Origin of the sequence: Secundilactobacillus oryzae JCM 18671, assembly GCF_000740055.1 — a bacterium.
GTDB classification, from domain to species: domain Bacteria; phylum Bacillota; class Bacilli; order Lactobacillales; family Lactobacillaceae; genus Secundilactobacillus; species Secundilactobacillus oryzae.
The window spans coordinates 93,647-119,738 of record NZ_BBJM01000001.1 but is presented as its reverse complement, the minus strand read 5'-3'; the positions used below and the strand labels follow the sequence as shown (position 1 = coordinate 119,738).

The window sequence follows — 26,092 nt, the reverse complement described above, 5'->3', positions numbered from 1 at the left end:
TTTGCTAACCCAGTTTCCTTTTTTACATATTCGTGAAATAATAAACCTAAATGATTAGTTGGAGATGAATGTTTTATGTCACTCGGCATTAGGGAAACAATCGTGTTACTTAAAGAGCACCATTTGTTGAAATCTGTGACGCTGGCAAAGGATACAGATCAAGCATTCAAAGCTGTGACTTATGATTCCCGTCAGGTAACGGCTGATACACTTTTTTTCTGTAAGGGAAATTTTAAACCGGTATATCTAACAAGTGCCCGCAATCAGGGGGCAACGGCTTACGTGGCTGAGCAAAGCTACGCCGAAGGGGACGGCTTGAGTGCAATCATCGTGACTGACATTCAAAAAGCCATGTCTTTAGTGGGTGCTGCCTTTTATGATTATCCGCAAAATGATTTGTTTATCGTTGGGATTACCGGAACCAAGGGAAAGACCACCTCGGCATACTTTACTCGGGGCATTTTGCAAACGAGTACCGATGAAAAGACGGCGTTATTTTCGACGATTGATCGGTTTGTGGGCTCACAACCAGATCAACACTTTAAATCAAATCTCACGACGCCAGAGTCGCTCGATCTGTTTCATGATATGCGCACGGCAGTGACAAATGGGATGACTCATTTAGTGATGGAAGTTTCGTCACAAGCTTATAAGCGTAATCGCGTTTTTGGTTTAAAATTTGATGTCGGAGTTTTTCTCAATATCACACCGGACCATGTCGGCCGAAACGAGCATCCAACCTTTGCAGATTATTTGCACTGTAAGGAACAGCTCTTAGTTAATGCCAAGCGATGTGTGATTAATGCTGAAACGGCACATTTTGCTGATGTTTATGGTGCAGCAAAAGCGACTACACAACCGGAATCAATTTATCTATTTTCTAAAAAAGGTGCCCAGGTACCAAGTGACGTGACCATTGATTTTGAAATTGAAAATCAAGCGGAGTCGCTACATGGTAGTGAATTTGCCCTGAACGCCAGAACTGAAAAAGCCCAGGCACTGGGAGTGGCGGCCAATTATACGGTTCACATTCCTGGTGATTATAACGAAGGTAATGCAACAAGTGCTATTATTGCAGCTGGGTTAGCGGGTGCTAATCAGGCAGCAGCCCAAACAGCATTACCCGATATTCACGTTCCTGGTCGGATGGAGTACATCAAAACCAAGCATCATGGCACAATTTATATTGACTACGCACATAATTACGCCAGCATGCGGGCGTTACTTGCCTTCTTGAAGAAGCAGACGGATGCCGGAGAAGTGATTGCGGTCGTTGGTAGTGCCGGTGACAAAGGTATCTCGCGGCGGGAAGGCTTTGGTAAAGCCCTTTCTGAAGAAGCTGATGTGGCTTATTTAACCGCAGATGATCCTGGATTTGAGGATCCAAAAGCGATTGCGGATGCCATTGATCAGCACATTGATCACGAAAAAGTGACGGTTCATTTCAATATGGATCGAATTAGTGCGATTCGCGAGGCCATTGAATCTAGTTCCAATGACGATATCGTGGTTATCGCAGGGAAGGGTGAAGACCCCTACCAAAAGGTGAAGGGCGTTGATACGCCATACCCATCCGATGTGACCGTTGCAAAAACTATTGTTGAGGAGATTGAATGATGACAACCGAAACGAAAACAGATGTCCAATTCACGCCCATTCTGTTGGGAAGTGATTTTAACGTTTATGGGATGGCGCGCTCATTCTATGAATTGTATGGCAAGCCAGTTAAGGCGTTTGCTAGTATTCAATTAGCGCCAACTCGTTTTACTAAAGTCGTTGATTTAGAGTTAATCGATGGCTTCGATGAGGATCCCGTCTGGATCGAATCAATGCGGGAAATCAAAAAGTGTTATGCTGACCATGATGAACCGGTTATTCTGATTGGATGTGGGGATGGCTATGCAGAACTAATTTCAAAGCATAAAGCTGAATTGTCAGATACGTTTGTTTGTCCTTATATTGATTTTGATTTGTTGAAGCAATTGAACAACAAAGAAAACTTCTACAAAATTTGTGATCAATACAACCTGCCTTATCCTAAGACCAGTATCGTGACGAAACAAATGCACGATGAAGGAGGGCGTATTGAACAACCATTCGACTATCCGGTAGCACTTAAGCCTGCTAACAGTGTGGAGTGGCTAGATGTGCATTTCGAAGGTCGGAAAAAGGCGTTCCGGATTCAAAGTCGTGAAGAGTTTGACCGGATTGTTGACTTAGCTTACACGAATGGATACAAGTCTGATTTTATCTTGCAAGACTTTATTCCTGGGGACGATAGTAACATGCGTGTTTTGAACGCCTATGTGGATCAAAATCATCATGTGAAAATGATGTGCCTAGGCCATCCATTGCTGGAAGATCCTTCACCATCAGCTATTGGGAACTACGTGGCAATTTTACCCGAGTATAACCAAGCCGTTTATGATCAAATTCAAGCCTTCTTGGAAGCCATTCAGTTTACTGGCTACGCAAACTTCGATATGAAGTATGATTCGCGTGACCAAACATTCAAGTTGTTCGAAATTAACCTGCGTCAGGGACGTAGTAGTTTCTTCGTCACGCTAAATGGTTACAATTTAGCAGATTGGGTCGTTCAAGACTACGTTACTGGTCAGTTGGAGAATCAAGAGACTGTCTACGGAAATCGTGATGAATCTAAACGCCAGTTGTGGCTTGGCGTTCCCGCTCGTGTCTTTAAGAAGTACGCCCGGGACAATGAGGAAAAAGCAATTGCAGTTGATTTGATCAATCGAAAGCAGTTTGGAACGACCTTTGCCTATTCTAAGGATATGAATCCGAAACGTTGGCTGTTAAATAAGTGGATGAATCACATTTACGCCAAGAATTTTGACCGTTACTTCGCCGAAAATAAGGGGTAGAACTATTGAAAAAGTTTTTTACTATTTTAGGTGGCATGGGAACCATGGCCACGGAAAGCTATATTCATCAGTTAAACCAACGGACACCGGCACATCAAGACCAAGATTATTTGGACTACGTGCTCATTAATCATGCGACGGTACCTGATCGGTCTGACTATATTTTAGACCACAGTAAGCCAAGTCCTCTATTGCCATTGCAAGAGGATATTGAGCAGTTAAATGCCATGAATCCGGACTTTTACACGATACCATGTAATACGGCTCATTATTTCTTTGAAGAGCTACAAGCTACAGCAAATGCCCCAATTTTGCATATGCCACGGGAGGCTGTTAAAGAAATTCAGGCTCAATATCCGGATGCCAAACGAGTAGGAATCGTTGCGACTCGTGGCACTATTGCGGATCATATTTATGATGAAGAAATTGAATCAGCTGGATACGAATTTGTACGACCTTCCAAAGAGATTCAAGAAAAAACGAATGAATTGATTTATGATGACATCAAGGATCAAGACATCGTTGATCGTAACCTTTATCATGAGTTTGTTCAGCAAATGTTTGATGAAATGAATTGTGATGTCGTGATCTTAGGCTGTACTGAGTTATCATTGGCACAAGAACGTGAACCAATTGAAGGGCTTAACATCATTGATGCGCAGTCAGTTTTAGTGGATAGAACACTTGAATTAGCCTTAAAGGAACAAAAGTAAACAAAAAGAATCGCCAATTGGCGATTCTTTTTTAGTTATTTGGTAATTCCAGTTGATGGTATCCAGTAAGTAGTTTTCCCACTGATAATTCGGTACCAAAGTTTATTGTTTATGGTAGCATTTTGATTAATTTTGAATTTTGTTTTTGGATAGCTATTGCTAGAACTGACCTTTTTGGATAAGAAACGAGAATTTAGCACGTGGTTATAAAGTGGTGTGCTGTTTTGGGCCAATTTCACTGTTCCGCTAGCCTTGGCATATTTGATGGTTGGGAAACTGATGGTACCAGAGTAAACCCAATACTTGGGTGCGGTTGCTAATTTACTGAATCGAATTCGGTACCAGGTCCCTGACCAGCCAGCGCTCTTAACACCGCGACTGTCGACGTAAACCATACGGCCGGCATAATCATCAGTCAGTGCCTGCCAACCAATCTTAACGGCGTTACTGGTGCCTTTAACGTGGTTATAGACGGAATATTTAGTGTAGTTTGATTTTAAAATGGCAGTTTCATTATTTGAACCATGGTAGTAGGTCACTTTCCCGGCTGGCTTAGTAACAGTTGGGGCAGTAGCCGGTGGAGTGGTTTCAGTTGTGGTTGACGGACCACCCAAAGCACTGTATTTCGTATTCACTAAACTCATAAAATCAGTCATTGTGTAAGCTTGACCGAAATAGTTCTTTCCTGCACTTGCCCAATAACCGTCAGGATCGGTGTGATCTGTACCACCTAGATAGGTACTGACATCGTGGTGAGAGTAAACTGTGCCACCTTTAGCAGTTCCACGACTAGGAGTTAAACCATACTGCTGCAACGTGTAGGCGGTATAATAAGCCGCGTTGTTAACCTCACGAGCAAATGCAGATTTAGAATGAACTTCAACTTGTTCAAATTGAACAAAGCGAGCATTGGCGACTGGTCCGGATCCCCAGCTTAGATAAGCTGGATTCGCGATGTTAATGATGTTCGTAGAATCGATAAATGTATGTACAAATGCATTTTGGTAATTTGATTTCATATAAGCAATTTCGTTATAGATAGTTGAATTTGGGTTGGCCGTTTCGTGCACAACCACACCCTCAGGCTTGCCATTGCGATAGCTATTTTTTGGAAACCCACTCCAGATGGATTTAGTAATGCTAGCGTTTTGGTAGCCCTGTGAACTGATGTAGTTGTTGACAGCACTACTTGCTTCTGCCGATTGGCCTGTGCTAGTTGCCAGGCCAACTAGTGTGAGTCCACCAAGAATAAGTTGCCATTTTTTGGTTATCATAATTATCCCTCCAAATTAATAATGCCCCATTTGAAGCTGATTATATCGTATTTTTGCGCATTAGCCTAATAGAATCGATGATGGATTGGATAAGCAATCATATTTTATCGAATATTTTTGCAAATTTTGCCTTGAATTCACAAAGAGACTTTGATAATATCTTGAAAACGAGAAAGCGTGGGTGACCGATTATGGCAGAACTTAAATTAGGGGATTACGTTAAGGCGCAAAAATTTAATTCATTGGAACACGACTTTGAAGGTACAATTGAAAAGGTCTATGAGAATACAGTGTTGGTCCATATCGATAAGTACGATCCAGAAGATCGTGTGACAGTGACCGATTTTAATGAACGCGCTGTTGTTAGTAAAAAGGTAACTAAGTTACTCAAAGCATCACCTGAAGTACCAGTTGAAGATGCTAAAATGGATGCTTAAAAATCCAGCTTTTCTGCAATTTCAACCAGAGATTACTGACAAAACCACCAAAAGTGTGGTATAGTAATTTCTGTTATTGCGGGTGTAGTTTAGTGGTAAAATTCAAGCTTCCCAAGCTTGTGTCGCGGGTTCGATTCCCGTCACCCGCTTAGAATGCAGGATTTTACGACTGGATTCTAATTCGAAGATAAAAGAGGAGTAGTCAGTTAGCCATTGATGTAGCGACCTTGGGACGGTGAAAGCCAAGGAAGGGCACTGATGAACCGCGCTTTTTAGAATTTACAATTAGATATTAAGTGGATTAACTATCAATTAGAGTGGTACCGCGGGTTTTCTCGTCTCTTGCAAAGTAAATTTTGTGAGGGATTTTTTTTATTCATTTTTATCACTGTTATAATGAACTTAGGTTGAATACTGGAGGTATTGATATGGATTACAAACAGCAAGTTGCAGCAGCATTATCGAGTGCCATTGACGGCGCTTTAAGTACAGAAGACGTTTACAACAAAATCGAACGTCCAAAGGATTCAAAAATGGGTGATTTTGCCTTTCCAGCTTTTGCATTGGCTAAGGTATTAAAAAAGGCACCACAACAAATCGCAACGGAATTACTTGAAAAGATTGACCAATCACAATTTGAAAAAGTTGAATCGGTTGGCCCATACCTTAACTTCTTCTTGGACAAGGCCGTTTTCAGTGCAGATATTTTGCATCAAGTTTTAACTGATGGCTCTGAATACGGAAGCAACAATCTTGGTAAGGGTGGCAACGTGCCAATTGATATGTCCTCACCAAACATTGCTAAGCCAATGTCAATGGGACACTTACGTTCAACTGTTATTGGGAATTCAATTGCTAACATTTTGAAGAAGAATGGTTACAACCCAATTAAAGATAATCACTTAGGTGACTGGGGAACCCAATTTGGTAAGTTAATCGTTGCTTACAAGATGTGGGGTAATGAAGAAGACGTTAAGAAAGATCCAATCAAACATTTGGTGGACTACTATGTTCGTTTCCACAAGGAAGACGTTGAGCATCCTGAATTAGATGATGAAGCTCGTGAATGGTTCAAGAAGCTTGAAGAAGGCGACGCCGAAGCAACGAGACTTTGGTCATGGTTCCGTGAAGAATCATTGAAATCATTTAACGCCGTTTATGAAAAGTTGGGTGTTGAATTTGACACTTACAATGGTGAAGCTTTCTACAACGATAAGATGCAAGAAGGTATCGACTGGTTAAACAAAAAAGGCTTGATGCATGAATCTCAAGGTGCTCAAGTGGTTGATCTTGAAAAGTACGACTTGAACCCAGCCTTAATCTTAAAGAGTGATGGTGCTTCACTATACATCACCCGTGATATTGCAACGGCAATTCATCGTGACAAGACCTACCACCCAGCTTTGAACCTTTACGTGGTTGGTTCAGAACAAGCTTACTACTTTGCACAATTGAAGGCTGTTTTACTTGAAATGGGCTTACCATCAGCCGAAAACTTGCACTACATTCCATTTGGTTTGATCACGGTTGACGGCAAGAAGCTTTCAACTCGTTCAGGTCGGATTATTCTTCTTGATGAAGTGCTTGACGAATCCATCGAAATGGCCAAAAAACAAATTTCAGAGAAGAACCCAGACTTACCAAACAAGGATGAGGTTGCCAAAGAAGTTGGTGTTGGTGCCATTGTCTTTGGTGATTTGAAGAACGAACGGACGAACAGTATCGACTTTAACTTAGCCGATCAACTTCGTTTTGAAGGTGAGACTGGACCTTATGTTCAATACTCACATGCCCGTGCCGAAAGTCTTTTGAGAAAAGCCGGTGCAACTGAAGTTAGCGCTGACGAGACCATTATGACGGATCCTGAAGCTTGGGATACAATCAAGACGCTTGCAGACTTCCCAGCAACGGTTATCCAAGCTAGAGAAGAATTTGAGCCATCAGACATCGCCAAGTACTCAATTCGTCTTGCTAAGACGTTTAACAAGTACTATGCGCACTCAAAGATTCTTGAAGAAGACGATCAAAAGTCAGCTCGTTTGGCCCTCGTTAAGAGTGTTTCAATTGTTTTGAAGGAATCCCTTCGTCTGTTAGGTGTTAAAGCGCCAGACCAAATGTAGTTAAATGATAATAGATTAAGATTTACCCTCGATGGCATTTGTCCTCGGGGGTATTTTTATTCAGCAAATGTTCATGAAAACGGTACGAAAGAATCACGAACCCGATTAGTTTTAATAAATATTCAAAATAAATTCGCTTATATTCTCTAATTTTGTTATAATAAAGGCGATTTATGTCATAAGGGGGTAGCGTGATGAAGAAGAGTATTCGCCAAGCGAGAATTGAACAGCTGATTAATCAATATCCGATTGGAACACAAGAAGACTTAATGGTTCGCCTTGAGGACACGGGGATTAAAGCAACCCAAGCAACCATCTCGCGTGATATTAGGGAGATGCAAATTGTTAAAGCCCAGGACGGACAAGGCAACTTGCGTTATACGATTTTTAAGGCTGGTAATAAGAGTGAAAAGGAACACCTTAGAGAAACAATTAACGAAGTGGTCACAGGGTTAACCCGGGTTGAATTTATTAATATCGTCAGAACGTTACCTAGTAATGGTAATCTATTGGCGGCCATTTTCGATGATTTAGATATGCCTGAAATCGCCGGTACCTTAGCAGGTCACGATACAATTTTCATTATTAGTCCATCTGAAGAGGTGGCTAAAACACTAAACGAACAAATCGCAGATAATATGAATCCAGATATTGTCCATTAACTAGAATTAATGTCGAGAAAGTTTAAGCTTCCTCGATTTTTTTGTTTTTAAGGGTTCGTAAAATTTATGATATGTTTTTATTAACTGGATGGTCCTGAAAAGCCGGTATGCTACAATAAAACTATTATTTTAGTAAACGAGGAAATGCAATCAACATGAGAAAGAGTGGATTTAGGGAGTTTCTCGCAACGGTTCGAAAAGCGATGGCGCCGTTTAATAGTTGGCTCAAAAAAATTTGGTATCGATTCCAACTAACCAGAGTGCTAATTGCAGCAATTCTAGCAGTTGTTTTACTAGTGAGTGGTATTTTGACTTACCAAGCCAAAACGGCCGATGTCGAGAATTTAAAAGCGGCATTGGAACAGCCAACGGTGGTTTACGATAACGCGGGGAAAAAAGCGGGGACGTTACTCTCCCAAAAAGGGACATATGTTAGTTTAGATAAAATATCAGTTAACGTGCAAAATGCCGTTATTTCAACTGAAGATCGCAATTTCTACCATGAATATGGCTTCTCAATCAAGGGAATTTTGCGGGCCTTTTACTTGTACAGCAAAAATAAATTATTAGGTCGCGATTTCATTAGCGGTGGGGGAAGTACGCTGACCCAGCAACTGGTGAAGAATGCTTTCTTGTCTCAAGAGCAAAGCTTCACGCGGAAGGCCAAGGAACTTTTCTTAGCGGTCGAAGTGGAAAATGTCTATTCCAAGAAAGATATTTTGTCGATGTACCTGAACAACGCTTATTTTGGCAATGGTATTTGGAGTGTTCAGGATGCGGCAGAAAAGTATTTTGGCAAGTCGGCGAGTCAGTTAACCGTTCCAGAATCAGCGACTTTAGCAGGAATGTTAACGTCGCCTAGTGCTTATAATCCGATTGATCACCCTCAAGCCTCCAAACAACGACGAAATGTTGTGCTTGGTCTTATGAAAGAAACCGGTAAGCTGACCGCAGCTCAGACGACCACTTATCAAGCGACGGCAATGACAACCGTAGATGGATACACGTATAAGAGTTCGTATCGTTATCCTTATTATTTTGATGCCGTCATTGACGAAGCAATCAATAAGTACGGTCTGACGGAATCAGAAATTATGAACCGTGGTTACAAGATTTACACGAATTTAGATCAAAACTATCAAAAGCAAATGCAAACGCAGTTTAAGAATCCGTACCTATTCCCAGCTAATTCTACTGATGGAACTAAGGTTCAAGCTGCGTCGATTGCGCTGAATCCGTCAGATGGTGGCGTCATGGCAGTAGTGGGTGGTCGGGGCAAACATGTTTTCCGAGGCTATAACCGAGCAACGCAAATGCGACGTCAGCCCGGATCAACGATGAAACCGCTAGCTGTTTACACGCCAGCCTTGCAACAGGGCTATTTCTATGATTCTCAATTAAGTGATAAGAAGCAGACCTTTGGGACAAATAAGTACGCCCCTAAGAACTATGGCGGGGTCTACCAAGACAAGGTGCCGATGTATGAAGCTTTATCTCAAAGTCTGAACATCCCGGCTGTTTGGCTTTTAAATAAGATTGGCGTTAATAAAGGGTACGAATCAGTCAAGAACTTTGGTATCCCGGTTACTAAGAAGGATAAAAACTTGGCTTTAGCCCTCGGTGGTCTTAACACCGGGGTTTCACCACAGCAATTGGCCGCAGCTTATACGGCGTTTGCAAATGGCGGTCAAGTCACTCAGGCCCACTACATTACCAAGATTGTTGATGCATCTGGCAAAGTGGTGGTGGATTCACCTGACGTTTCAACTAAACGGATCATGACCAAGAAAGTAGCTAAGACGATGACCAGCATGATGATGGTTGTCTTCAACAGCGGGAGTGGTGCGAGTGCTAAACCGTACGGCTATACTGTTGCCGGTAAAACGGGTAGTACTGAAGCGGATGGCATTTCTTCTAGCGATGCCACTCGAGATAAATGGATTGTTGGCTATACCCCCGATATTGTGGTGGCCACCTGGGAAGGGTTCGATAATACAACCAAGACCGATCACCTAGAGAATATCAGTACCACCGGGGTCGCACCGCTCTTTAAGAATGAGATGCAGGCGATTCTTCCTTATACAAACAACACAGCCTTCAATACCCAGGATGCGGCAACGATAGCGAAGAGTGGTAAAAATGACTCAAGTAGCCTTTGGGATAGTATCTCTAAGAGTGCGTCCGATGTTGGGGATTCGGTTGCTAAAGGTGCCTCGGGAGCTGCTCAGGCAGTGAAAGATTTATGGGGTAGAGCTAAGCAGATTTTGGAATGATTCCTCTCGGCTCATAGTCATCTTGGGGCATTAATGATAAAATAAACTAATGAATAAATAGGAGGATGCATCCATGGCAGACATTATGGCAACAGCCGGACAGATCCAAAAAGATTTGGCCGCATCAGAAGAATTTAAGGGGTTATCAGATGCGTACGCTAGCATCAAGGCCAACCAAGCCGCATACGATATCTTCAAAGACTTCCAAGAAATTCAATTGACCTTGCAAAAGAAGCAAATGCAAGGTGAAGAACTAGCGGAAGATGAAATCAAGAAGGCCCATGACATCGCTGAAAAAGTTGGTCAGTTCGATGAAATTAAAGCCTTAATGGATCACGAAAAAAAGGTTAACGATCTTCTTCAACAATTAAATCAAGTCATTACACAACCAATTCAAGAACTTTATCGTAATTAAAGTTAGGTGGTTGAAAAACGTCGAAGTTGTTTTTATAACTTCGGCCTTTTTATTAGCGGGGTGAGAAATTGAAATTTATTCATACGGCGGATCTGCATCTTGATAGCCCATTTTTGGGTTTAAAAAATGCACCGGCACCAATCTGGCAGCTGATTACTGAATCTAGTGAAAAGGCGGTCATCGCCATTATTGACCGAGCCATCAGCGAATCAGTCGATTTCGTGGTTATGGTGGGGGATCTGTTTGATCGAGAGACGCAAAGCGTTAAAGCGCAAGTTTTCTTAACACAACAGTTAGAACGGCTTAACCAGGTGGGCATCCCAGTCTTTATTAGTTGGGGGAACCACGATTATTCGGCTCAAGTGAAACCTGATTTTCTAATGCCAGAAAATGTTCAGATTTTTGGTGCACACGTTAGCACTAAACGGTTAACGACGTCTAGTGGTGAACAGGTAGCCATCACGGGTTTTAGTTATCCCACTAGATGGTTAAGTACCGATTTCGCACAACAAATGCAGATGGCATCAGACGCTGATCATAATGTGGCCTTGCTCCACGGTGCCTTGAGTTCAGGAGACCAAGATCATTACGCCCCGTTTTCGCTCGGGGACCTGCGGCAATCTAATTTTGATTATTGGGCACTTGGACATATTCACAAGGCGGGTCAACTTGATCCTACTATTCCGGCTTATTATGCAGGAACGCCTCAGGGACGCAATCAGAATGAGACTGGTGAAAAAGGTGCTTTACTGGTTGAAATGGACAAATCAAGAGCACCACGGGTTGACTTTTTCGAAACGGATACAGTGGTTTGGCGAACATTGGATGTCCCAATTGATGACATTCAAACGACTGCAGAGCTGGAAGGCCAAGTATTGAACGTGTTGAATCAGCAGCCTACCACTAAGCTAAGTCTTTTCAAACTACAACTCCGGAGTCGAAAAGAGGCGGCGAGTGAACTATTGATTGCCTTGGAGAATGGCTCATTTTTGGAACGAATTCAGGCTAAGCTGGCCAATCAGGTTGCTTATTGGCCCTATGAAATCAAACTTCAGGCAGTCCCGGTTGCAACACCATTTGCCGATGTCGATCAAGCGTACTTTGAGCGAGCCAAGCAAGCTATTTTTAAATCTGAAGTTGTTGCTGAACTTGCAGACAACCTTTTTTCTGAAGGCTTCATTGCTGACCATTTTCAAAATCCACAAACGCAACAAGCACTTTTCCAAAATGTACTTGATCGGCTGCAAATTGAACGAGCGGAAAGTGAGGAACAACATTTATGAAAATCACCAAATTAGTGATTTATGGCTATGGTAAGTTCGTCGATCAGACTATTGAGATTGATTCTCAGTTTCAAGCCTTCGTTGGCCCAAACGAGGCAGGAAAAACGACGATTGCCCGGTTTATTCATGATATGCTGTTTGGTTTTCCGACGCGTAAATCGTCACTAAATCGTTATGAGCCCAAGAATAGCTCCCGATATGGTGGTGAACTCTTCTTTGAACATAATCATACAGCGTATCAATTGACGCGGGTTGCGGGAAAGGCAGGAGGAGATTTTAAGCTAAAAAATATAACTTCTCAGACGGATTTACCCCATCAAGACCTGCATACCTTAATTAATCCGATTGATATGGCGTTGTATGACGAGGTCTTTAATTTAACTGATCACAAATTAGATGCAGTGTTGCAACTTACTCAGCAGGATATTGCTAACCGAATTCGCCTGATAGGGACGGTGGGCAGTCATACGCTGACCGAAATGATTGATGCCTTCAAGGCTCGTTCAGATGAGCTTTATCGCCCGAGAGGTCGCAAGCAACCGATAGCGGTTGAATTGGAAAATCAGCATCAATTAGGTCAAAAAATTCAAGTTAAGAGACAGGATTATCGGCATTATCAAGACTTGGTGCAGTTAGCTGAATCTTTGAAGAAACAGCTTGAAGAAGCACATGAAACGATTCAGCAAATAACGAATCAGCATCAGCATTTACAATCACTAGTCAATTACTGGCCAGCTTATGAACGTTATCATACGCTTAGCTCAAAATTGAGTGACACTGGTCATACAAGTGAAATTACGGAATCAACTTGGCAACAATTCCTTAAATTACAAATGGCCTTAGAACAACTGCAGCAACAACTAAACGCCTTGGAGCAGAGACAAGCTCCAAACGGGACACAATCTCGTTTAATGCGGATTAAGCAACAGAATTTGGGGAACTGGCAGCAATTAGTCGACCAGTTGCCTGAAATGTTGCAGACGCAATTACGGCTTTCAGATTTTAAGCAGACCGTTGAAAAGTTGGCCTGGGAGCAAGAACAGTTAAGCGCGGATGTGGGGGATACCATTCCGTTTGACGTTGCTACGGAGGCAGAAGTCTCGCGTTTATTGGAGACGCAACCTTCTCGTCAAACCAGTCGGAGTCGGGTTGCTGCGAATCAATCAATTACGTCTCAACGCTCTTATGTTAATAGCTGGTCAATTGCCGGGACAGCGATTTTATTACTAGGGTTATTGTTTCTGCCTGGTGGTGTCAAGGTATTTGGTGCAATAGTCGGCCTATGGTTGATCGGATATGGTGTTCTCCAAGGCGGCAACGTTCAATCACCTAGATCCACCTCGTTTGGAAACCAAACTGGCTCAGAAACCCGATTACGTGAAATTTCTGCAGCGTTTCAGATGCAGTCATTTCCTTATAGCCAATGGTTTGTGATTCAAGCAAAGTTGCAGACGCTTGAAAAGAATCAAGGTGAGCTCACAAATGCCCAAACACAAGTCAAATTAGCTGAACAAAAATTGACCGATTATCAACAGCGTTGGCAGAGTCTTTTAAATCAACCGATGCCACAGGCTACCTTTTTTGCCGATCTGAAACGACATCTCAATGAAGTTGAGGTGGAAGAGCGGACAAATACGGAGTCTCTAACGAATCAAAAAATTCTTCAGCAACGTTCGGCCGAAATCCAACGCGCAATCGTGACACAGACAGCAGCCATGCAAGCGTTACTGGCGCAAAATCGAGAAGTTTCAGTGGCTGATTTTGAAACCCATTATCATCAGCAGCAGGCGGCGGTTCAAGATCGGGCCACACAATCTGCGCTGAACACCGAATTAACGCCTGATCTTCTCTCGGAGTTAGGTCAATATGACCAGCTGGCTACTTTGCAAACTAAAGTAAACCAGTTGGCAACTCAGCTATCCAAATTAAATGATCAGCAGCAAGTGACAACTTTGAAGTTAGCCGAGACGAAAATGCAAGTTGCTCGGCTGACTCAAGATGCGACCTATGAGGAGCTCTTGCAGCAACAGGCCGCTAAAGAGGAGCAAATTAATGATTTAGTATTTGAGTGGTTAAGTAATCAGTTAGCAGCTAAACTGGTTGGTCAGGTGGTTGATCAAGCCGTTCAAAACCGACAACCTGAAATTTTGACGCTAACAAAAACATATTTCAAACTCTTAACTCAAAACAGGTATAATGAAGTTAACTTCACAGAGCAGGGGATTAGGCTCACTCGTTTTGATGAGCAACAGTTTGATGTGGTTGAGTTATCAAAGGGAACCGCACAGCAGTTGTATCTCGCGGTTGCTTTAGCCTTTGCTGTAACAATTGGACGTCAACTGCCGATGCCTATTTTAATCGATGATGCCTTTGTCAGTTTTGACGGTGTTAGACGTCAAACCGCATTGAAATTGTTGGAAGAAATTAGTCGACAAAATCAAGTGATTTATTTTACGGCTGGCGAAACTGTGAAAATGGCATTCGATGCCACACAAGTTAACTTACTAACACAGTAATTATTGGAGGTGTGCTTGATGGAGAAACAATTGATGGCCTATCAACTGGGCGAGAAAATGGAAAGTTTTGTGTTACTGAAAGCTGCTGATGTTCGAACAGCGAAGAATAATAAGCAATATATCGCATTTACTTTTGAAGACACCTCCGGTGAAATGGTTGGTATGTACTGGGACGCTTCAGCGCAAGATATTGAGACATTCAAAGCTGGTCGAGTTGTCCATTTGACGGGGAAACGGGAAGAATATAATGGTAAGGCTCAAGTGAAAATTTTGCAGCTTCGACTGCCAGCTGGTGGTGAGCCGACCGATCCGGGTCTGTTTGTAACGCGTGCGCCGATGAAAAAGTCTGATATGGTGGAGGAGATTAACCAAGTTCTGTTTGAAATCACCAATCCTACATGGAATCGAATTGTCCGGTTCTTAATTAACAAGTTTCAGTCGGCTTTTTTCACATTCCCTGCGGCTAAGACAAACCACCATGCATACGAGGGTGGGCTAGCCTATCATACGATTTCAATTTTAAGGTTGGCACATTCAGTAGCGGACCAGTATCCAAAGGTCAATGCACCATTGCTGTATGCGGCTGCAATTATTCATGATTTGGGCAAAACAGTTGAATTATCTGATCCGGTTACGACACAGTATACGGTGAAGGGAAATCTGTTAGGACACATTTCGTTGCTCGACGGTGAAATTGTGGAAGCCTGTGACACGCTTAAGTTGGATCCGACGGCTGAAGACGTGGTTCTGTTACGGCACATGATTCTTTCTCATCATGGCCTTTTGGAATATGGATCACCTGTTAGGCCGCAACTGCTAGAAGCTGAAATTCTGCACGATTTGGATGAATTGGATGCTTCTATTATGGCCATTCAAACCGGTTTAGATTATACCCAACCTGGTGAATTTTCAGAGAAGATTTTTGGGATGGATAACCGGCGTTTCTTTGATTTTGAAGGTGCAGGGTTAACGGATAAGGACACAAAAAAACCGGAAAGCTAAAAGCTTTCCGGTTTTTGTTTACATTATTTTGAGCTGCTTGATGATGAAAGGTAGTCTGAAAGAATATCCTTCAGGTCGTTATCTTTGATGTTAACGTTACCCTTCTTAAGGACCTTAGCGACAACGTTGTGTAATGTTGTGCTATCTTGCATCTTGGCTTGGATGATTTGATCTGTTAATTCAGATTTGTGTTCCTTCATTGTGCCCTTGCCAGGATTCTTGTCCATCTTGATGACGTAGTAACCAGCATCAGTCTTAACTGGTGAAGTTGTGTATTCGCCAGTCTTCAACTTGAATGCAGCGGTCTTGAAGCTTGAGTCAAGTGATGTATCGGTGTTGTCGAATGCTGAAATCTTACCACCGTTGTTCTTAGTCGTTGTATCAGTAGAGTACTTCTTAGCTAATGATGAGAAGCTCTTACCGTCTTTAAGACCATCGATAACAGTTTCGGCAGTTGACTTCTTAGCAACTAAGATTTGAGAAACTTGAACTTTAGGTTCGAATTTCTTAAATTGGGCATTCAAAGCTTTATCTGTAATCTTCGTGTTGTCCTTAACAGCTTCTTCAAGAAGAAGGTTAGAACGAATTTCACTTCTTAATTCAGAAGCGGTTGTGCCACTTTGTTGAAGCACACTCTTGAATGAAGAGCCGTATTGCTTCTTGTAAGCGTTGAATTTCTTGTTAACCGCGCTCTTCTTGACCTTGTCGCCGTAGTCCTTTTCCAAGACCTTGTTTAAGATCATTTGTTGAAGAACCTGCTTACCACTTGAAGACTTCTTCAAGCTACTGTAGTAGGCACTCTCGGTGACCTTGCCACCAGAAGTAGTGGCAACAGTTTTGTTACCACAGGCTACTAGCGTCAAACTGAGAAAGACACCAGCAAGTGCAATTAACCATTTTCTCATCGTGTGAACACATCCTAAATTATAATTTACTCACCTTTATGGGCGAATATCCTTTGACTAATATAACACAATCACCTTTAAAATAAAGTTTCCGACCTGGATTTAAATAAATCGCAAGAAGTCGGATACGAAAACGTCACAATTAGTCTGTAACATTCTTATCACTATCTAACGAAAAAGATTCGAGATTTTCAAGGTAGGGTTGAATCTTGAATTGGAACTTTTCAATGTCTCGATTGATATCGTCAATGACAGGCATGACGTTCGAAACGGCTTTTTCTAGCTGAGAAACGTTTTGAGTGACTGATTCTTTGGTAGCCATCCAGTGATGTACGTCCTCTTTCAAGTCCTTAGCGTTTCGACTTACCTTCTTAACTTTATCTGGATTTAGTGCGAGGTCCGTTGCGATTGCGGCTCCGCCAACAATCAGTGACGCTTTTAGCAACTTATTCATAACTGAACCTCCTAAAATTGTGCTTTGATTTGGTCCGCGATTGCGGTTAATTTTGCCGCGTCGTAGTTAGCTGAGTTGTCCTTGAAAATCATACGGAAATCGTCTTGGTCCGTATAACGGGGAACAAGGTGGAAGTGAGAATGGAAAACGGATTGGTAAGCGACCGTTCCATTGTTATTCAGGAGATTCATACCAGTAATTTTTGGATCGAAAGCTTTAACCGCGCGAGCAATTTCGGGGATTTTAGCAAAAACGGTTTGTGCAAGTTCTTCATCGTATGCAAAGAGATCTGGCACGTGAGTCTTAGGAATCACTAAAGTATGACCAGGGGTACCTTGAGAAATATCCAAGAATGCTTTAACATTGTCATCCTCGTACACCGTGTAACTGGGAATATCGCCCTTGATAATTTTGCAGAAAATACAATTGTCATCGTAATGATGTTCCATGTAAAAACCTTCCTTCGATTTAATAGTTACATTATACACTATCCGTTGGCAGGGTTCATGAAAGGTGCGGGGTGACTATGTTATAATGACTGACAATAAACTGCTAAGAAATGAAGTGACTATTTTGACGTTAGAAATCTCTCACCTGGTAGGTGGGTATTCGCAAATTCCAGTTTTAAAAGACATTAGTTTTGACGTCCGCGATGGTGAATTGGTCGGCCTGATTGGCTTAAATGGTGCCGGCAAATCAACGACCATTAACCACATTATCGGACTACTGACGCCTCAAAAAGGCATCATTAAGATTAATGGCGTGACGATTAAAGATGATAATCAATCATACAAACAGCAAATTGCCTATATTCCAGAAATGCCAATTTTGTATCAAGAATTGACGCTGCGTGAGCATATTAATCTGACCATCATGGCTTATGGTCTTGATGAAAAGGATGCCTGGCAAAAGGCAGATAAATTGCTGAAAACGTTCCGGTTGGAAAACAAGCTAGACTGGTTCCCCGCTAATTTTTCGAAGGGAATGAAGCAAAAAGTCATGATTGTCTGCGCGTTCGTTACTGACGCACCACTGATGATTATTGACGAGCCCTTCCTTGGTTTGGACCCATTAGCGGTTCATGATTTGCTTTCCTTAATTGAAGAACGAAAGCATGAGGGTGCGAGTGTGTTGATGTCGACACATGCGCTCGATACGGCCGAGAAATATTGTGATCGATTTGTTCTGTTACATGACGGACAAGTTAAAATTGAAGGTTCTTTGGCAGAACTTCAAGAAGCGCTGCCAGGCGTAGGAGAATCTTTGGATGACATTTACATGTCCGTGACAAAGGCGGGCCAAGAATGACCAATTTGTTTAGCCAACGACTGAAAAAGCATTTATCGGAAATGGCGCGGTACCTACGCTACGTCTTTAACGATCATTTTGTTATCGCTTTGATGTTCATGGTCGGTGGCCTAGGATTGGGTTATTCAAATGGACTCAAGCAGCTATCGGTTGATGTTTGGTGGGCGCCATACACTGTTGTTGCCGTTTTAACGGTTATTTTACAATTGGGGCGGTTGGCCACGCTTATGGAAGATGCGGATGTCGTTTTTCTATTACCCAGAGAACATAGTATGCATGCGTATCTCACCAAGAGTAAAACTTATAGTGCGGTGATGGCGGGATTGATTCAACTGTTAGGCTGGTTCATTTTAATTCCGTTTGTTCGAGTGACGAATCCCATCTCCTGGCCGATGCTGATCGGCTTGTTGGTGATTCAACTCGTTTTAAAGTATGGTTTGATGGAGCGCGAGGTTGTTTTGCGCTATCAATATCAACATCGCCTGATTCGAAATGGGTTGATTTTTAAGGTTATCTTGCCCGTTGCAATTATTGCATTGGCGTACCTAGTCAACGTTTGGTTGGGCTTGTTACTGGCTATCATTTTCACCGTTGGGATGCATGCTATTAGCTATAAGCGCTGGCAAGGCGTCCAAATCGATTGGAAACGAGCCATTCAATTAGAAAACAACCGAATGCTTGGCATTTACCGGTTCTTTAACCTCTTCACGAACGTACCATCCATTACGGGTAGTGTTAAACGGCGTCGGTATCTGGACTTTGTGTTGGCCAGAATTCAACCAACTTGTGCAAATACTTATCGCTATCTATTTAGTCGGGGGATTTTGCGGGGCAGTGAGTTTAGTAATCTTTACCTACGACTCACGCTCTTGGGCATGGCCTTACTGATTTTCATTGATCAGCAGTGGTTGGTTTTAGCTTTAGCCGTTTTGTTCATCTACTTAATCGGATTCCAGTTAATTCCGTTTTATTTTCATTTTGACGATAACGTTTTTACACATCTTTATCCCGTTACCGAGAAGCAGAAAATTGCTGGCTTTAATCGGACAACAACTATCGCATTAGTGGCAACGGCCATCTTGTTCTCACTAACCGTACTCATCGCACGTCTGGACTGGCAGACAGCTGCGCTGAGTCTGGTGATTGAACTGGTTGAAATTTTCCTATTAGTTCGCTTTTATATGCCAACTCGGTTACGGAAAAAATAATTCCGGAAATAAGCTTGACCCTGGGGCAAACTCCTAATAAAATTAAGCTTGAATCAACTTTTGGGGGAGGTTTGGCAAATGAACATGGATCTTGAATTAGGGTGGCGACTTCAGCCACTTGGCGGGGATACTGGTACGGCCTATATGGGTACCAACGCCGAGCAAAAGTTGTTTTTGAAGCGCAATGCCTCTCCCTTCTTAGCGGCCCTTTCCGTAGAGAATATTACACCTCGGCTGGTTTGGACAAAGCGGATGTCATCTGGCGATATTTTAACCGCACAAGAATGGCTTAATGGCCGTACTTTAAAGCGTTCAGAGATGAAAAATGCAGCGGTAGGCCGGTTGTTACATCGGGTGCATCATTCTGAATTGTTAAGAGAAATGCTTCGAAAGGTTGGTGGCAAGGTGATTTCACCTCAAAACCTACTTTTGGAACTTGAAACACGCTTATCACAATCATTATTAGTTCATCCATTAGTTAAACAATCCCTGGAATATCTAAAGACAACGATTAATAGTTTAGGCGAAGACCATTACGAAGTTTGTCATGGTGATCTTAACCATAAAAATTGGTTACTGTCGGATAGTGGTCGCCTATATTTGGTTGACTGGGATTCGGCAAAGTTTGCCGATTCAGCATACGATTTAAGTATGCTCTTGTGCGCTTACGTTCCCGTTTCAGATTGGGACGAGTGGATCGAAAATTATTCGGGTAACCAGGTAACAAATGAAATCAAGAATCGAATTAGATGGTATAGTAATTTGTATTGTCTCACCACGATTCAACATGGATTTGAAAGCCAAAGATATCACATGATGAATAAGGCAATTTTATTGCTAGATAACATTCGGAATAAATAATGACGAGATGGCTGAACTTCTTCGTGAGTTTAAAGAGGGGGATCAGTCATTTCTTATTGTAGTCACACGGTAAATGAAAGGAAGTTCAAATGAGAGTTAGAAAAAAGCCATGGGCAGCAGGATACATTAAGGATCATGCTGATCTCATTGTCACTGATCCAAAGGCACAAATTGGTAATTGGCAGGACCGATTCCCATCAAAACAACCGTTGCAAATTGAAATTGGAATTGGAAAGGGTCAGTTTATTGTCGAAATGGCAAGACAACATCCAGAACTGAATTTCATTGGAATCGAAATTCAGGAATCCGTTATTGCGGTGGCATTAAGAAAAGTTGTTGAAAGTGAATTAACAAATGTTCAATTGGTGGAAACTGATGGTGCAGATGTGGCCGAGTTATTTGCCGAAGGGGAGATTAGCCAACTTTATTTGAATTTCTCTGACCCATGGCCAAAGACGCGTCATGAAAAACGTCGATTGACGTCACCAGGCTTTTTAAAGAGTTACATCACTATCTTAAAAGATAACGGCCTTATTCAATTTAAAACGGATAATCGACTCTTGTTTGAATACTCACTGACTAGCTTCAATAATTTTGGCTTAACATTTGATGAAGTCTGGTTGGATCTCCACCAGAGCACGAAGAATGATGAGAACGTTGAAACTGAGTATGAAGAAAAGTTCAGTAAAAAGGGGCCAATCTATGAATTGGTTGCCCATTTAGCTGTTTAGAGGCTTGTGACTAGGTAGTTTTTAATAGGAGTAGTAACATATATTCTTGTTAACCCTAATAATAAAGGAGACGAAAACCTATGGAAGCATTACCAGTAATGAACAAAGATGAATTAATGGAAAAGATTAAAGATGGCAAATACATGTTATTTTTCTCAGCAACCTGGTGCTCAGACTGTGCCTTTATCAAGCCCTCAATGCCAGAAATCGAAAAGGAATATGCAGACTATCACTTTTTAGCAGTCGATCGAGATGAAAATATTGACTTGGCAGCTGAATTAAGTGTTTTCGGGATTCCAAGCTTTATCGCATTTGATAAGGGTACTGAAACGGGTCGTTTTGTAAATAAAGATCGTAAAACCAAGGAACAAGTCGAGCAGTTCATCGATGGACTAGCTAGCTAATTTCAAGTGATAGAAGGGTAATTATTAATGCTAATTTCGAGTTATAATCCACGTGAAATGGGTGACACGCTCGTCGTTATTTTAAATGCAGACGTGGCAACTCAGGCATCGGAGCAAAAAGGTGATGTTGTTCGGATTTTTGATGCGCAAACAAATCAAAGTCTAGGATATAATTTTCTTAACGTCTCAAAGGTTTTAGAGAACTTTGAAGGTAATGGTCAGATTTTCTTAGCGGCCGATCAAGTTACACGCTTGAATCAGGCGCTCAGTAACGCTGGTTTTGAAGCTGAGTTGACCACTGACAATGAACCAAAGTTTGTTGTTGGCTATGTCGAGAGCATGGAACCTCATCCAGATTCTGATCATTTAAATATCACTACAACAGTGGTCGACAATGGTCAAAGCGTTCAGATTGTGAGTGGTTCACCTAACATGCAAACGGGAATCAAAGTTGTGGTGGCCAAAGTTGGGGCAATGATGCCCGATGGTCTCGTCATCTGGCCAGGACAATTACGTGGCGTTGAAAGTGACGGCATGATTGTTTCGGGTAGAGAAATGCATATTCCTGGTGCACCAAATAAACCGGGGGCAATGATTCTACCAGATAGTTTTGAAGTTGGGACGCCATTTGATGTTACGAGTGACGCGGCACAACATATTTTTAACTAAAATGAGCAATATGCCGTAATAATGGCATATTGTTATATACATATATTTGAATTGTGATACTCAAATGATGGTGGTGAAAGTCAATCATGGGACATTATGATGGTCCAGCTTTTTACAGAAAGTATCCAATGCTACGAAAACGAAAGCAACAAGAAGAAGCACAGCAACAAAATAAACAAGCCGAAAAGTCGTCACAATCTGACGGCTATTTAGTGAGTTCAGATGTTAATCGACGAGCGGTGGTAAAGCGTGCACAACCTAAATCAGAAGCTAAGGTACCAATTCAGCCGGTTTGTCAGCCGGAGCTGAAGGAACCTGCAGCGACCGCCAGTTGGGAACAGAATCGAATCTTTCATCCGACACGTATTCCTAAACCACTGAATCGACAGGATCGACAACGAGATTTGGTCAACTACAATGCATTGCTAGCGCAAATTCGTAAAGATGATGACAGCTATTTACTATTTGGCTCAGAGGTTGATGAACAACTAACTGATTCACCACTCGACCTTCAGTTAGAGTCGGTAGAAGATGACGTGAATGAGGTTAATAGCGATTTGTCAGTGCCAGCATTGGAAGAAAGCCAGCGGGAGCTTCAGACTGAGCCTGAGCAGACACCGGAATCCAGTTTGGAAACCGTGGAACCTCGTCCAGAGACAAGTCGGGCGAATAATGCAATTACGAGCTCGTTGATGGCAGCTGCAGAAGAAGCTAGTGAAATTAACGAGCCGGTCAAACCCGTGGAAGATTCGGAATCAGCTAAAGATGCAATAGATCATTCAGAGCAGGATCTGGTAGAGATTTTAAAAACAGCCGATGAGCGACAATCGGTTTCTAACCAAGTGAATCATCCAGATGCTAAACAAGAGGCACTCCGAAAACGGCGAAAGCGTCTTACCGAACGACTGAAAAAACGAGCCGAGAATAAGAAAAGTGCTGCACCTAATCGTGGGCTGGGCTTATCACTTGGCAATATATTGGATGATGAAGCAGGTCGAGCAGCGCAAGAAACGAAATTGTCCCTGTTTAATCAATCTCAAAAAGAACCGCACACAGAACCTGAGACAAGTAATGCAACGCCTAATGAAGCGGAGACGGATGTCCGCACCCACGCCTATCATTTTCCGGAGACAAGTTTGCTTAAGCCGCCGGTAGTTGTGAACCAGGTTGACGAGGAAAACTGGACGAGAAGTCAAAGTGCCAAACTGGATGAGACATTGAAGGCGTTTAATGTGGATGCTGAAGTGACCGATTGGACGATTGGACCCACTGTCACCCAGTTCCAAGTGCACTTGGCATTAGGGGTTAAGGTTAGCAAAATCACGAACCTGACGGATGACTTGAAATTGGCACTGGCTGCTAAAGACATTCGAATTGAAGCGCCAATCCCTGGTAAAAATACGGTGGGAATTGAAATTCCTAATCCGCAACCTCGGCCGGTTATGTTATCTGAAATTGTTAACTCAGAACCTTTTAAGGCAAGCAAGTCACCATTAACAGTTGCGCTTGGGGTTGATTTATTTGGTAAACCACAAGTCACTGATTTAAGAAAAATGCCTCATGGTTTGATTGCTGGGGCAACTGGTGCTGGTAAATCAGTCTTTATTAATAGTGTCTTGGTTTCTTTACTTTATAAAGCAACGCCAGAGCAATTGCGATTACTTCTAATTGATCCGAAAGCTGTTGAAATGGCGCCTTATGATGGCATCCCTCATTTGCTCTCACCAGTGATTTCCGATCCTAAGACTGCTTCAGCTGCGCTCAAATGGATGGTTAAGGAAATGGATCAGCGTTATGAAAAATTAGCCGCTGCCGGTGCACGTAACATTGAACAATTTAACGAAAAGGCTGAAGCCAATCAGGAATATGGATTAAAAATGCCATACATCGTGGTCGTAATTGATGAGTTGGCTGATTTGATGATGGTCGCTTCTAGTGAAGTCGAAGATTACATTGTTCGAATTACCCAAAAAGCACGTGCTGCTGGTATTCATTTACTTGTGGCAACGCAACGTCCAAGTGTTGATGTTGTTACTGGTATTATCAAAAATAATATTCCTGCCAGAATTGCATTCATGGTATCAAGTCAAATTGATTCCAGAACAATTCTTGATACGGGTGGTGCCGAACGACTACTCGGTCGTGGCGATATGCTGTACCTCGGTAACAGTGCGAGTCAGCCAATTAGATTACAAGGGGCGTTTATTGACGCTGAAGTAGAGTCAATTACGGCATTTGTTAGATCACAGCAACCAGCAAAATATGAGTTTTCACCCGACTCACTGGTCGCACAAGCGACTGAAAGTACAGGCGAAGATGATCTGATGCCTGCGGTGATGGCTTTTATTTCTAAAGAAGATACGGTTTCAACGTCTAAGCTGCAGCGTGTCTTTTCGATTGGCTATAATCGAGCTGCCAATATTATTGATGAACTTGAAAGTCGACACTATATTTCGGAACAGCACGGATCCAAGCCACGAGACATCTATTTGACGCCGGATGACATGGATGATGACCATCATCAACCTCTGGCATAGTTGTTTTCCGAGGGATTCGAGTGTGCTACACTATTATTTAGCAATATAAAATGTAAAACGTCATTTATGGCTTGTGATAAAAACGTTGGAAAAGAGGATCTTCATGGATAGCGATACTGTTTATCATTTTGTTGGAATTAAAGGATCTGGGATGAGTGCCCTGGCCCTTATTTTGCATGACAAGGGCTTTAAGGTACAAGGCTCTGATATTACACAATACACATTTACACAACGCGGCCTCGAACAGGCGGGAATCAAAGTTTTACCGTTTGACGAAGCTAACATTACTGAAGGCCTAACGGTGATTGCCGGAAATTCATTTGAGGATGATCATCCAGAAATTAAGAAGGCGCTTGCCATGAATTTGGATGTGTATCGCTACCACGATTTCTTGGGTAAGCTGATTGAAGGCTATACGAGCATTGGTGTTGCTGGTGCCCATGGTAAAACCAGTACAACAGGGTTATTAGCTCATGTCTTGAGCGGCATTGCGCCAACTAGTTACTTAATCGGTGATGGTTCAGGAAAGGGTGTACCAGACGCCCGGTTCTTTGTTTTTGAAGCAGATGAATATCGTCGTCATTTCTTAGCGCAACATCCAGATTACGCTATTATGACTAATATCGACTTTGATCACCCCGACTATTACACGGGCATCGAAGACGTCTTTTCAGCATTTCAAACGTTAGCCAACCAGGTTAAGAAAGGTATTTTTGCTTGGGGTGATGACAAAGAACTTCGTAAGCTAGAAGCGAAGGTTCCAGTTTATTACTATGGTACTAACGAAGATGATGACTTTAGAGCCGTTAACATCAAACGAACAACTAGTGGCTCACAATTTGATGTTTATCATCACGATGAGTTCCTGGGAACTTATTCAGTACCGCTATTTGGAAAGCACAACGTCCTAAATAGTTTGGCAGTTATTGCGGTTTCTTACTTTGAAGACGTTGATTTGAACGAAATTAAGAAAGAACTATTGAGTTTCAAGGGTGTTAAACGTCGGTTTACTGAACGTAAACTGGCTGATATGACGATTATTGATGACTATGCGCATCATCCATCTGAAATTAACGCAACGCTTGATGCAGCTCGTCAAAAATACCCTGACAAACAAGTTATTGCCGTCTTCCAACCACATACGTTCTCCAGAACGATTGCGCTGATGGATGATTTTGCCAAATCACTCAGCATGGCCGATAAGGTTTACCTGACAGATATCTTTAGTTCTGCTAGAGAAACTAAAGGAGCGGTTTCAAGTGCTGACTTAGCGAAAAAGATTACCAAGGGTGGCGAGATTCTCAAAGTTGACAACATGTCACCGCTGTTGGACTACCATGATGCCGTTGTCGTTTTCATGGGAGCCGGAGATGTGCAAAAGTACGAACGGGCTTATGAAGATTTGCTGAGTCATTTATCATTGAAAAATAATTAAGTT

General features: G+C 42.3%; 23 protein-coding genes and 1 tRNA gene. 20 read left to right on the top strand and 4 right to left on the bottom strand.

The annotated features are described in order from the left end of the window. Positions 1–75 precede the first annotated feature (75 nt). The 3 genes from LOSG293_RS00625 to LOSG293_RS00615 are packed head-to-tail and all read left to right on the top strand — an operon-like array spanning position 76 to position 3,595. The gene (locus LOSG293_RS00625) at positions 76–1,617 is read left to right on the top strand and encodes a UDP-N-acetylmuramoyl-L-alanyl-D-glutamate--2,6-diaminopimelate ligase (RefSeq protein ID WP_034525752.1); all 1,542 of its coding nucleotides are present in this window, start codon (positions 76–78) and stop codon (positions 1,615–1,617) included. Then, a complete protein-coding gene (locus LOSG293_RS00620) occupies positions 1,617–2,882 on the top strand; it encodes a carboxylate--amine ligase (protein ID WP_034525749.1) in 1,266 nt (421 codons plus the stop codon). The genes LOSG293_RS00625 and LOSG293_RS00620 overlap by 1 nt, the downstream gene beginning before the upstream one ends. A 5-nt stretch (positions 2,883–2,887) precedes the next feature. Beyond that, the gene (locus tag LOSG293_RS00615; RefSeq protein WP_034525747.1) at positions 2,888–3,595 is read left to right on the top strand and encodes an aspartate/glutamate racemase family protein; all 708 of its coding nucleotides are present in this window, start codon (positions 2,888–2,890) and stop codon (positions 3,593–3,595) included. A gap of 35 nt (positions 3,596–3,630) precedes the next feature. Here LOSG293_RS00615 and LOSG293_RS00610 read toward each other — a convergent pair whose 3' ends face one another. After that, positions 3,631–4,869, bottom strand: coding sequence for a peptidoglycan recognition protein family protein (locus tag LOSG293_RS00610; RefSeq protein WP_034525745.1), 1,239 nt, complete (start codon positions 4,867–4,869; stop codon positions 3,631–3,633). Positions 4,870–5,060: 191 nt separating this feature from the next. Between LOSG293_RS00610 and LOSG293_RS00605 the strand changes: the two genes are divergently transcribed. From LOSG293_RS00605 to LOSG293_RS00565, 9 genes are all read left to right on the top strand, one after another. Continuing rightward, entirely contained in the window at positions 5,061–5,306 is a 246-nt protein-coding gene (locus LOSG293_RS00605; protein ID WP_034525743.1) for a hypothetical protein, read from the top strand. Between the two features lie 78 nt (positions 5,307–5,384). Continuing rightward, positions 5,385–5,455, top strand: a tRNA-Gly gene (locus tag LOSG293_RS00600). Between the two features lie 279 nt (positions 5,456–5,734). Continuing rightward, positions 5,735–7,426, top strand: coding sequence for an arginine--tRNA ligase (argS, locus tag LOSG293_RS00595; RefSeq protein ID WP_034525741.1), 1,692 nt, complete (start codon positions 5,735–5,737; stop codon positions 7,424–7,426). Positions 7,427–7,620: 194 nt separating this feature from the next. Continuing rightward, positions 7,621–8,088 (top strand): arginine repressor, encoded by a 468-nt coding sequence (locus LOSG293_RS00590; RefSeq protein WP_034525739.1) that lies wholly within the window; start codon positions 7,621–7,623, stop codon positions 8,086–8,088. 155 nt (positions 8,089–8,243) lie between these two features. Further along, positions 8,244–10,361 (top strand): transglycosylase domain-containing protein, encoded by a 2,118-nt coding sequence (locus LOSG293_RS00585; protein ID WP_034525737.1) that lies wholly within the window; start codon positions 8,244–8,246, stop codon positions 10,359–10,361. A gap of 73 nt (positions 10,362–10,434) precedes the next feature. Further along, a complete protein-coding gene (locus tag LOSG293_RS00580; RefSeq protein ID WP_034525735.1) occupies positions 10,435–10,776 on the top strand; it encodes a YlbF family regulator in 342 nt (113 codons plus the stop codon). Positions 10,777–10,844: 68 nt separating this feature from the next. Beyond that, complete coding sequence (locus tag LOSG293_RS00575) at positions 10,845–12,059, top strand: DNA repair exonuclease (protein WP_034525733.1); 1,215 nt, start codon at positions 10,845–10,847, stop codon at positions 12,057–12,059. Further along, complete coding sequence (locus LOSG293_RS00570) at positions 12,056–14,575, top strand: ATP-binding protein (RefSeq protein WP_034525730.1); 2,520 nt, start codon at positions 12,056–12,058, stop codon at positions 14,573–14,575. Before LOSG293_RS00575 ends, LOSG293_RS00570 begins: the two co-directional genes overlap by 4 nt. Positions 14,576–14,593: 18 nt before the next feature. Continuing rightward, complete coding sequence (locus LOSG293_RS00565) at positions 14,594–15,577, top strand: 3'-5' exoribonuclease YhaM family protein (protein WP_034525728.1); 984 nt, start codon at positions 14,594–14,596, stop codon at positions 15,575–15,577. Between the two features lie 23 nt (positions 15,578–15,600). Here the strand turns inward: LOSG293_RS00565 and LOSG293_RS00560 are convergent, their stop codons facing one another. The 3 genes from LOSG293_RS00560 to LOSG293_RS00550 all read right to left on the bottom strand — a co-directional run bounded on the left by LOSG293_RS00560 (position 15,601) and on the right by LOSG293_RS00550 (position 17,385). Beyond that, on the bottom strand, positions 15,601–16,482 hold the full coding sequence (locus LOSG293_RS00560; protein WP_034525726.1) for a peptidylprolyl isomerase PrsA: 882 nt from the start codon (positions 16,480–16,482) through the stop codon (positions 15,601–15,603). Between the two features lie 142 nt (positions 16,483–16,624). Further along, positions 16,625–16,936: a hypothetical protein gene (locus tag LOSG293_RS00555; protein ID WP_034525724.1), complete on the bottom strand. Its 312-nt coding sequence runs from the start codon at positions 16,934–16,936 to the stop codon at positions 16,625–16,627. A gap of 11 nt (positions 16,937–16,947) precedes the next feature. Beyond that, a complete protein-coding gene (locus LOSG293_RS00550) occupies positions 16,948–17,385 on the bottom strand; it encodes an HIT family protein (protein WP_034525722.1) in 438 nt (145 codons plus the stop codon). A gap of 124 nt (positions 17,386–17,509) precedes the next feature. On the opposite strand from LOSG293_RS00550, the gene LOSG293_RS00545 reads away from it, so the two are divergent. The 8 genes from LOSG293_RS00545 (at position 17,510) to murC (ending at position 26,089) form a co-directional block, all read left to right on the top strand. Then, the gene (locus LOSG293_RS00545) at positions 17,510–18,244 is read left to right on the top strand and encodes an ABC transporter ATP-binding protein (protein ID WP_034525857.1); all 735 of its coding nucleotides are present in this window, start codon (positions 17,510–17,512) and stop codon (positions 18,242–18,244) included. Then, positions 18,241–19,452 carry an ABC transporter permease gene (locus LOSG293_RS00540; RefSeq protein WP_034525720.1) on the top strand — a complete coding sequence of 404 codons (1,212 nt, stop codon included), beginning with the start codon at positions 18,241–18,243 and terminating at the stop codon, positions 19,450–19,452. Before LOSG293_RS00545 ends, LOSG293_RS00540 begins: the two co-directional genes overlap by 4 nt. A 78-nt stretch (positions 19,453–19,530) precedes the next feature. Next, the gene (locus LOSG293_RS00535; protein WP_034525718.1) at positions 19,531–20,313 is read left to right on the top strand and encodes a phosphotransferase family protein; all 783 of its coding nucleotides are present in this window, start codon (positions 19,531–19,533) and stop codon (positions 20,311–20,313) included. 89 nt (positions 20,314–20,402) lie between these two features. Next, the gene (gene trmB / locus LOSG293_RS00530) at positions 20,403–21,044 is read left to right on the top strand and encodes a tRNA (guanosine(46)-N7)-methyltransferase TrmB (protein ID WP_034525716.1); all 642 of its coding nucleotides are present in this window, start codon (positions 20,403–20,405) and stop codon (positions 21,042–21,044) included. An 80-nt stretch (positions 21,045–21,124) separates the two neighbouring features. Next, entirely contained in the window at positions 21,125–21,448 is a 324-nt protein-coding gene (locus tag LOSG293_RS00525; RefSeq protein WP_034525715.1) for a thioredoxin family protein, read from the top strand. Between the two features lie 27 nt (positions 21,449–21,475). Next, complete coding sequence (ytpR, locus tag LOSG293_RS00520) at positions 21,476–22,117, top strand: YtpR family tRNA-binding protein (protein ID WP_034525714.1); 642 nt, start codon at positions 21,476–21,478, stop codon at positions 22,115–22,117. A gap of 86 nt (positions 22,118–22,203) precedes the next feature. Continuing rightward, positions 22,204–24,654, top strand: a complete 2,451-nt coding sequence (locus LOSG293_RS00515) for a DNA translocase FtsK (RefSeq protein ID WP_034525712.1) — start codon at positions 22,204–22,206, stop codon at positions 24,652–24,654. Between the two features lie 103 nt (positions 24,655–24,757). Further along, positions 24,758–26,089, top strand: coding sequence for a UDP-N-acetylmuramate--L-alanine ligase (murC, locus tag LOSG293_RS00510; protein WP_034525710.1), 1,332 nt, complete (start codon positions 24,758–24,760; stop codon positions 26,087–26,089). Positions 26,090–26,092: the final 3 nt, after the last annotated feature.

What these genes read in the sequence shown, in the direction of transcription:
- LOSG293_RS00625 (WP_034525752.1), top strand. Translation starts at nt 76, where the DNA reads ATGTCACTCGGCATTAGGGAAACAATCGTGTTACTTAAAGAGCACCAT.
- LOSG293_RS00620 (WP_034525749.1), top strand. Translation starts at nt 1,617, where the DNA reads ATGACAACCGAAACGAAAACAGATGTCCAATTCACGCCCATTCTGTTG.
- LOSG293_RS00610 (WP_034525745.1), bottom strand. Translation starts at nt 4,869, where the DNA reads ATGATAACCAAAAAATGGCAACTTATTCTTGGTGGACTCACACTAGTT.
- LOSG293_RS00605 (WP_034525743.1), top strand. Translation starts at nt 5,061, where the DNA reads ATGGCAGAACTTAAATTAGGGGATTACGTTAAGGCGCAAAAATTTAAT.
- argS (WP_034525741.1), top strand. Translation starts at nt 5,735, where the DNA reads ATGGATTACAAACAGCAAGTTGCAGCAGCATTATCGAGTGCCATTGAC.
- LOSG293_RS00590 (WP_034525739.1), top strand. Translation starts at nt 7,621, where the DNA reads ATGAAGAAGAGTATTCGCCAAGCGAGAATTGAACAGCTGATTAATCAA.
- LOSG293_RS00585 (WP_034525737.1), top strand. Translation starts at nt 8,244, where the DNA reads ATGAGAAAGAGTGGATTTAGGGAGTTTCTCGCAACGGTTCGAAAAGCG.
- LOSG293_RS00580 (WP_034525735.1), top strand. Translation starts at nt 10,435, where the DNA reads ATGGCAGACATTATGGCAACAGCCGGACAGATCCAAAAAGATTTGGCC.
- LOSG293_RS00570 (WP_034525730.1), top strand. Translation starts at nt 12,056, where the DNA reads ATGAAAATCACCAAATTAGTGATTTATGGCTATGGTAAGTTCGTCGAT.
- LOSG293_RS00565 (WP_034525728.1), top strand. Translation starts at nt 14,594, where the DNA reads ATGGAGAAACAATTGATGGCCTATCAACTGGGCGAGAAAATGGAAAGT.
- LOSG293_RS00560 (WP_034525726.1), bottom strand. Translation starts at nt 16,482, where the DNA reads ATGAGAAAATGGTTAATTGCACTTGCTGGTGTCTTTCTCAGTTTGACG.
- LOSG293_RS00555 (WP_034525724.1), bottom strand. Translation starts at nt 16,936, where the DNA reads ATGAATAAGTTGCTAAAAGCGTCACTGATTGTTGGCGGAGCCGCAATC.
- LOSG293_RS00550 (WP_034525722.1), bottom strand. Translation starts at nt 17,385, where the DNA reads ATGGAACATCATTACGATGACAATTGTATTTTCTGCAAAATTATCAAG.
- LOSG293_RS00540 (WP_034525720.1), top strand. Translation starts at nt 18,241, where the DNA reads ATGACCAATTTGTTTAGCCAACGACTGAAAAAGCATTTATCGGAAATG.
- LOSG293_RS00535 (WP_034525718.1), top strand. Translation starts at nt 19,531, where the DNA reads ATGAACATGGATCTTGAATTAGGGTGGCGACTTCAGCCACTTGGCGGG.
- trmB (WP_034525716.1), top strand. Translation starts at nt 20,403, where the DNA reads ATGAGAGTTAGAAAAAAGCCATGGGCAGCAGGATACATTAAGGATCAT.
- LOSG293_RS00525 (WP_034525715.1), top strand. Translation starts at nt 21,125, where the DNA reads ATGGAAGCATTACCAGTAATGAACAAAGATGAATTAATGGAAAAGATT.
- ytpR (WP_034525714.1), top strand. Translation starts at nt 21,476, where the DNA reads ATGCTAATTTCGAGTTATAATCCACGTGAAATGGGTGACACGCTCGTC.
- LOSG293_RS00515 (WP_034525712.1), top strand. Translation starts at nt 22,204, where the DNA reads ATGGGACATTATGATGGTCCAGCTTTTTACAGAAAGTATCCAATGCTA.
- murC (WP_034525710.1), top strand. Translation starts at nt 24,758, where the DNA reads ATGGATAGCGATACTGTTTATCATTTTGTTGGAATTAAAGGATCTGGG.